Raw genomic sequence first — 7,001 nt, 5'->3', positions numbered from 1 at the left:
ACGCTCCGCGTCTTGAGCATCAGGACCAGATGCCCCCCCGGCTTGAGGAAGACGAGGTTCTTCTCCGCGATCTCGACCTGGTTTGGCTGTGCCACGTCCTGGTAGACCAGGTTGACCTCCTCCATGAACGACGCATACGCATCGGGCCGGTTCGCGTCAGCCATGATCGGAACAATATTCTTCCTCCGGCGGGCCACCTCGAGGAGGTCCTGCATCGGCCGGGGCGCAAACTCAACCGCATAGACGGTCTCGACATAATCGGCGACATGCGAGACCGTCGTCCCGTTCGCCGCACCCAGGTAGAGCACCCGCATCCCGGGGGTGAGGTCCAGCCCGCCGCCGAGCAGGTAGTACGCGGCGAACTTGCTCCGGTAGGGGTCCCAGACCCGGTAGCCCTCAAGCATCCGCTCCCCGTAGACCCCGCCCTCACCGGGGGAGACCAGGACGTTCCCGAGCCGGATCATGCCACCACCCCGGCCGCGTCGATCCGGGCCTGGGCCTCCTCGATGAACTCCGGCACCAGAACCCCCCGGTAGTAGTCGAGCCGGGCCGCGATCGCAAGTTTCGCCGCAAGCACCCTTGCTACCCGGCCCCTGACCTCTTTTGGTGCGTTATGAACCCGCCGGTGCTGGAAGATGATCCCATGCTTCGGCGGCGGCGTCCCGGCCCGCAGGTGCGAAAAAAGCGCCTGCTCAGACCCGAGGACCTGGATGGTGCTTCCCGGCATCCGGGCAAGTTCTGAAAGCCCCCCCGCCCGGGAGAGGAGCCGGGCCGCGACCAGCCCGCCGATGAGAGCGCTCACATTCGGCATCACCTCGTCGGCCCGGGCCGAGACCTCCCGCATCAGGCGGCTCCTCACCCCGGTGAGCCGGTCGATCTCGCCGGCCACATCCGAAAGACCGCCCCGCGCCCCCTTCCTGATGATACCAAGCATCTTCCGCGCCGGGAGGTAGCGGTACTTCCGGGAGAACGACGGCGTCATGACCTGGTACCACTCCGCGGCACGCTCCTGGAGGAGGTTGATGACGTTGTCGAGCTCATCAAGCATCCTGACCATCTGGAGGAGCTCGACATCCCGGGCCTGGTAGGAGACCGCGATCTTTTCCCGGGCAAGCGTGGTGCAGACCGCCCGGAGCAGGTCGATATACTCCGCCCGGTCCCGGACAACCCCACAGTCCCGGGCAATCTCCCAGTCAATGGGGCGATATGACTCCATACCGGTGCGGAGCGTGGCCGCCCGTTTCGCGAGCGCTGCCGGGTCGGTGCCTGCAGCCCGGCACCCCTGCTCATCGACATCTCCGAACCAGTAGCGTTGTAGCATGGGTACGGTATTGGAGCCCGGCTGATATAAGAATGCATTAAGCCATCTTCTCTCGCGGGTGCATCCTTGTGCGGCGCGTGGGGGAATGGGGTGGAGACGATTGATGCGGTCACACGCGACGCCACGGGATATGATTACCTCCTCTCCTGTTCTTCGCGTGCTTCCGCGTGAGATAAACCCCGGGATCAGGCAAACCCGAATGAGTAGAACATCACCGGGACCATGATCGCGCCCATGCAGTAGACCCGGCGGATGTTGACCAGCGACGGGACGTAGCCGACCGCTGTCGCGAGGAGGAGGACCAAACCCCCGAACGGCCCGCAGAGGAAGAGGGAGAGCAGGACCACGAAGACAATGACCCCCCGGTTGAGCGCCGTGACATTCACGCCGCCGAACCACCCTGCCATCGACGAGAGGAGGATGGTCAGGAGGTAGGCCCCGACCGCGGCCAGCGCCCCGGCAAGCAGAATGGCGGTCGCGGGCGGGACCTCCTCGGCCGCCGCGAGCGCCACCATCACCCCGTTCCGGGTCCTGGATATGGCATAGAGCGCCGCAAGCCCGAGGAAGGCGTTGACGGTGTTTGCGGCGCTGGTCGCGAGGATGTACTCCCGGGGGTTTGTGTCGTAGCCGATGACCGATGTCAGGAGGGCGTTTGCCGTGGCGTTCGAGAGACCCGGGAGCCAGCCGACGAGAGCCCCCGCGATGGAGCCGAGGACGGATCCCCGCCTGACCGCACCGGGCAGGAGGTCGATCCCCGCGAAGTGCTGGGCGGGCATAACCCCGTGCGACGCCCGGAGGAGAACCGCGATCCCGAAGAGCCCGGAGAGGAGCGGCATCAGCACCCCTGACTCGCCCCCCACCTGCCAGGCGAGGAACGAGTAGCGGAGGGAGAAGAGCCCGAGCGCCCCCGAGACCCCAAAGACCGCGAGCGCCCACCCCGGCGACTCGGAGACGACGATGAGGTAGCCGGCCACCGCGAGGATGATGAGCCCGATACCCCAGTCGATCCCGGGCTGGAGCGCAGGGAGCACGAGGACAAAGGCGAGCGCGAGCGGCAGGGAGAGAGCGACACCGGCAGCGCTCCCGAGCGCCGATATCCGGACAGCCTCCTCCCCCCGGCCTTCGAGGCAGAGGGAGTGGGCCGGGAGGACCGCAAGCGAGGTGTCGGCGTCAGGGATACCGAGGAAGGTCCCGGGGACGCAATCGATGAACGTGTGCGTAACAAGCGCGGCGAACATGGCCGACGCGATCACCACCGGGTCGAACCAGGCAAGCAGGAGCGCCTGGAGCGAGAGGAGGACGCCTGCCATGGTGTTGGCGTGGATGCCGGGAACAAGACCGCTTATGACGCCGCATCCGATACCGATGACGGCGCCGCAGCAGATACTGAAGAGCACGCTTGATCATTGGTCTTGAGCCTGCGGGGATAAATCAACCGAATCACACCCGGGGATACAGTCATATCCCGCGGGGTGAACGTTATAGCGATGAAGATCGCCATCACCCGCCTCGAGAACAAGGCCGCGGGAGACCGTGCCCTCTGCGCCTCCTACGGCCATGACTGCTACACGGTCTCGCCGCTCCGGGCTGATATCCGGATGGAGAGGGTCGCTCTGTTCGTCGACGCCGTCCATCGCAACGAGTTCGACTGCCTCTTCTTCACAAGCGCCCTCCCTGCCGGGATCATCGCACCGAGACTCACCCGGTGGCCCCGGGTGATCGCCATCGGGCCGAAGACCGCCGAGATCCTCCGGGAGTCGGGGATCGAGGCCGAGGTCCTCCCCGCGTTCTACTCCCGGGACTTTGTCCCCTACCTCGGGGACTGGCTCCGGGGGCGGACGGTCGGGATCCCGCGGGCCGATGTCCCGAACCCGGGGCTCCTCGACGGGATCACCGCAGCGGGGGGCAAGTTCCACGAGGAGAGGATCTACGCCCTCGTCCCGACGGATGAGGAACTCGCCCTCGACGACGCCGACGCCGTCCTCTTCACAAGCGCCATGTCCTACCGGAAGGCCAGGTGGCAGCCCCGCGACGACCTCCTCCTTGTCGCGATCGGGGATGTCACCGCCGACGCGATGCAGGCCGGCGGACACCCCCCGGCGGTCGTCGGGGACGGCTCGCTTGCAGGAACCCTTGATGCGCTGAACCGCTACCGGGAAGGAGCATGACCGGTCAGGAAGAACCCCTCATCCCCGGATCGGGGATCGTCGTCATCGACAAACCCCGGGGCCCGAGCAGCCACCAGGTGACCGCGTGGGTCGGGGACATCCTGGGGCGGCGGGTGGGCCACGCTGGAACCCTCGACCCCCAGGTCTCGGGGGTGCTCGTCGTCATGTTCGGCGGCGCTGTTCGGCTCGCTCCCGTGCTCCTCTCGCACAACAAGGAGTATGTCTGCTTAATGAGGCTCCACGGCGACGTCCCCCGAGAGGCAGTGGACCAGGTGGCTGAGGAGTTCACCGGCCGGGTCTACCAGCGGCCGCCCCGGAAGAGCGCGGTGAAGCGGAACCTCCGGATCAGGAAGATCCAGGAGATCGAGGTCCTGGACATGGAAGGCAGACTCGTCCTCTTCAGGGTCAGGTGCGATGCCGGGACCTACATCAGGACACTCTGCGTCCACATGGGCTACACCCTCGGGGTCTGCGCGCACATGCAGGAACTGCGGAGGATACGCTCAGGGCCGTTTGACGAGACCGCGGCGGTCTCGCTCCACGAACTCGCCGATGCCGCCGCAGCGGCCAGAGAGGGGAATCCCGCCCCGCTCCGCTCGATGATCCTCTCCCCCGGAGCCGCCGTCGCCGACCTCCCGAAGGTCGTCATCCGCGACACCGCGGTCGATGCGGTCTGCCACGGCGCTGTGCTCGCCGGGGTGGGGGTCACCGGCAGGGAAGGCGGGTTTGGAAAGGGCGAGGTCGTCGCGATCATGACCGGGCGCGGCGAACTCGTGGGGCTCGGGAAGGCCCTCGTCAGTTCGTCGGCACTGAAACCCGGGGAACCCGGGCTGGTCGTTGCCCCCACCACCGTCCTGATGCAGCCCGGCACCTACCCCCGGGGCTGGAAGACGCACGCCGGAGAGCCGCGGAGGTAGAGATATTATTAATAGACTCAGCCGCCAACTAATAATGCACATTCTGTGCTGAGGTAGTCTAGACCGGTAGGGCGCGGGCCTGGAAAGCCCGTGGGGCGTTGAGCCCCTCGGGAGTTCAAATCTCCCCCTCAGCGTTTTGAAACAAGTTCTGCTCTTCTGCTTTCTTTGAAAACCCCACCTTGGGAGGCAATAATCATTGATGGCATCCCGGAACGCCCATGTGGCTGTATCGGCCACCGGTTCAACCGGTAAACATTGGGATGTCGGCTGCGACCTGATTTTCTCCCCCGGCTCGCCTGGGTGCTCTGGATCATGGGTGGGCATCGCCATGGAGGAGGACAAGGAGGAGAATTCCCGTGGCGACCGCCTTCGGGAGAAAGGCAGCCCTCGGATACAGGGATGGTGAACCCTGCGCACACCAGGAGATGAAGAAAAACCGGGCAGATTATTCCGAAAGGGTTATCGTTTGTGTGCAGCATAGAGTGCAGATAGATACGCGGCGACCGGGAGCGGAGCTTCCATCTCCGGCGATGTGGGGTGATGGTGTGAAAAAACTCAAGAAAATCCATGCGATGCTCTACGCAATAGAGCAGGACCCCGCTATCGTCAAGACTATCCTGATGAAGTATATCTTCTTCATCGACCTCATCCACCATAACCAACGGGGCGGCCTGCTCTTCGACAGCACCTACATCAGGATGCCGAACGGGCCGGTGGACGGGGAGGCGCTGACCCTCGCGAGTGAGACAAACCGATACTTTAGCGTGAGACAGGAGAGAAAAAAGTACACCTCACGCTCAAAGACCTATACGCCGCACTCCTTCCGGGCAAAGGTCCCCTGCGATCTCTCGTTGTTCTCGCCCTACGAGCAGGGGCTGATGGCAATGGTGCTGGCATCCTTGAAAGGACGCCAGGCGCGGACTGTCAGCAACCTTACCCATGAACTGCGACTCTGGAAAGAGTTCTCAGATGGTGATACGATCCCGCTCGACTACTTCAACCTCACCGACAACGAGATCGCGCTGCTGGAGAGAAACGGCCTCCATGTAGATGGGTTCCAGCGGACATTCTGCAGGACGATGATGGGGATCGCGCAGGAGAATGCCGACGCCATTCACCCCCTGAATGCCGCACGGGTGGCAGCGGTCGAACAGGTGCTCGATGACCTGATCCGAAGATACCCTCTTCCCGCCCTCGAGATGTTCTATGATGCATACCTCGCATGGGACGATGCGTTCAGGTCTGCCCTCAGAATCGACCCGGGGCGCGCACCACGTCTGACGGCCACCTGCTGCGACGCCGTCTGCTACATCTCCTCTGCGGCGTATGCCGGGGAGGGGCAGAGTGCCGGGGTGCGGGCCTACTGCGAAGAGATCGAGGACGAGTTTAACGCCGTGGCGGTCGATCTGGCCCGAGAATAACCCTCTGCGGTCAAGATGACAGCCGGAGATCTTCTCGATCGCACGATGCGTCTCTCACGATCCCTGGCAAGAGAGATGCCGTCATCAGGGAGGAGATAGCCTGCCCTATTTCCATGACAGCAACGTCCTGATTGGTTACTATTTTCACGCCGCCGACGGTTGGGGGAGGGCGGCGACCCGTCTTTTTGACGACCCTGAACCAAACTATACAAGCACCTTTGTCTGGGGAGAATGCTTCGGGATCGAGAACAGCGGCAGGTGCACCACGATCAAGAAATATATTGTGCGAGAGTTCCGCAGGGCGACCGCCGCCCTGAAACGGGGTCCTTCGGTCGAGACCCTGGTGGTGGAGGCGGCGACATGGAGGATCCGGGATATTGTGGTGCAGGCAGTCGCCAGTGCAGGCAGGGACCCGACAGCGACGATGAAGGCACCTGGGGTTGTGAAGACCCGCTATGAGCAGGAGTGCAGCCGGCGCCTCGCCCGCCTTGAAGATCGCGAGGTGCTCGGTCTGCACCGGCGGCGGACCGACTACCCTGATATCTACCAGGGGCTGAACACGATCGAGGATCCGGACGACATCGAGGTGGTGCTCGACGCCCACGATCTGGCGCTCCTGCTGCCCGGGCTGGTGCTCTGGACAGGCGACGGCGCCCACATCATGCGAAACCGGGAACAGGTGCTGGATCTGACCGGGCTCTATGATCTGCGATTCCTTGGGGATGTCCAAGAGTAGAGAGCGGCAGAGCCCCCCTCAGAACGACACCCCAACCATGAGCAGGGCGAAGAGCACCAGGTCGTAGACGGTATGCGTGATCGCTGATGTCGTGGTATTCGAGTACCTGCGGATGTAGGCGAAGACGATCCCGGCAAGGAAGACCGAAATGAGGCCGTCCCAGCTGTACTGGTACGCGTGGAGCGAGGCAAAGAGGAGCGCCGGGAGGAGGATGCCAAACCGGGGCTGGAGCAGCCCGCGGATGCTCACCTCCTCGCCGAACCCCGCCGCAATGGACGCCACGATGATCCCGGGGAGCGTGAGCGATCCTGCGAAGAGCAGGTTGACGGCCTCGGTATCGGTGACCGGCAGGCCGAGATAGCCCACCAGCGCCGCGAGCGCCGGGTCGATGAAGTGGAACGCCCCGACGAGCGCGAGAGCTGCGGCGATGGCGAGAAC

General features: G+C 64.2%; 8 protein-coding genes and 1 tRNA gene. 5 read left to right on the top strand and 4 right to left on the bottom strand.

Features of this window, described 5'->3' with window-relative positions; all coding sequences use genetic code 11:
- The 3 genes from BP858_RS06140 to BP858_RS06130 form a co-directional block, all read right to left on the bottom strand.
- On the bottom strand, nucleotides 1-464 hold a 464-nt coding region (locus BP858_RS06140; RefSeq protein ID WP_286879118.1), incomplete at its 3' end, for a fibrillarin-like rRNA/tRNA 2'-O-methyltransferase.
- Nucleotides 461-1,321, bottom strand: coding sequence for an RNA-processing protein (locus BP858_RS06135; RefSeq protein ID WP_286879117.1), 861 nt, complete (start codon nucleotides 1,319-1,321; stop codon nucleotides 461-463). The genes BP858_RS06140 and BP858_RS06135, both read right to left, overlap by 4 nt.
- Nucleotides 1,322-1,506: 185 nt before the next feature.
- Nucleotides 1,507-2,718 (bottom strand): tripartite tricarboxylate transporter permease, encoded by a 1,212-nt coding sequence (locus tag BP858_RS06130; protein WP_286879116.1) that lies wholly within the window; start codon nucleotides 2,716-2,718, stop codon nucleotides 1,507-1,509.
- A 90-nt stretch (nucleotides 2,719-2,808) separates the two neighbouring features.
- Here BP858_RS06130 and BP858_RS06125 point away from each other — a divergent pair, with 90 nt between their 5' ends.
- From BP858_RS06125 to BP858_RS06105, 5 genes are all read left to right on the top strand, one after another.
- Nucleotides 2,809-3,489: a uroporphyrinogen-III synthase gene (locus tag BP858_RS06125; RefSeq protein ID WP_014867540.1), complete on the top strand. Its 681-nt coding sequence runs from the start codon at nucleotides 2,809-2,811 to the stop codon at nucleotides 3,487-3,489.
- Nucleotides 3,486-4,406 (top strand): RNA-guided pseudouridylation complex pseudouridine synthase subunit Cbf5, encoded by a 921-nt coding sequence (locus tag BP858_RS06120; protein ID WP_286879115.1) that lies wholly within the window; start codon nucleotides 3,486-3,488, stop codon nucleotides 4,404-4,406. Before BP858_RS06125 ends, BP858_RS06120 begins: the two co-directional genes overlap by 4 nt.
- Before the next feature lie 47 nt (nucleotides 4,407-4,453).
- Nucleotides 4,454-4,540 (top strand) — tRNA-Ser (locus BP858_RS06115).
- A 411-nt stretch (nucleotides 4,541-4,951) separates the two neighbouring features.
- Nucleotides 4,952-5,827: a type II toxin-antitoxin system antitoxin SocA domain-containing protein gene (locus BP858_RS06110; protein ID WP_286879114.1), complete on the top strand. Its 876-nt coding sequence runs from the start codon at nucleotides 4,952-4,954 to the stop codon at nucleotides 5,825-5,827.
- 283 nt (nucleotides 5,828-6,110) lie between these two features.
- Nucleotides 6,111-6,563, top strand: coding sequence for a hypothetical protein (locus BP858_RS06105; protein ID WP_286879113.1), 453 nt, complete (start codon nucleotides 6,111-6,113; stop codon nucleotides 6,561-6,563).
- An 18-nt stretch (nucleotides 6,564-6,581) separates the two neighbouring features.
- Here the strand turns inward: BP858_RS06105 and BP858_RS06100 are convergent.
- A partial coding sequence (locus BP858_RS06100; protein ID WP_286879112.1) for a CPBP family intramembrane glutamic endopeptidase occupies nucleotides 6,582-7,001 on the bottom strand: 420 nt, incomplete at its 5' end.

The sequence above is a fragment of the Methanoculleus sp. UBA413 genome (assembly GCF_002502935.1).
Lineage (GTDB): Archaea > Halobacteriota > Methanomicrobia > Methanomicrobiales > Methanoculleaceae > Methanoculleus > Methanoculleus bourgensis.
Note: the sequence above shows the minus strand (reverse complement) of the source record. Positions and strands in the feature narration are given on the sequence as shown.

What these genes read in the sequence shown, in the direction of transcription:
- BP858_RS06125 (WP_014867540.1), top strand. Translation starts at nt 2,809, where the DNA reads ATGAAGATCGCCATCACCCGCCTCGAGAACAAGGCCGCGGGAGACCGT.
- BP858_RS06120 (WP_286879115.1), top strand. Translation starts at nt 3,486, where the DNA reads ATGACCGGTCAGGAAGAACCCCTCATCCCCGGATCGGGGATCGTCGTC.
- BP858_RS06135 (WP_286879117.1), bottom strand. Translation starts at nt 1,321, where the DNA reads ATGCTACAACGCTACTGGTTCGGAGATGTCGATGAGCAGGGGTGCCGG.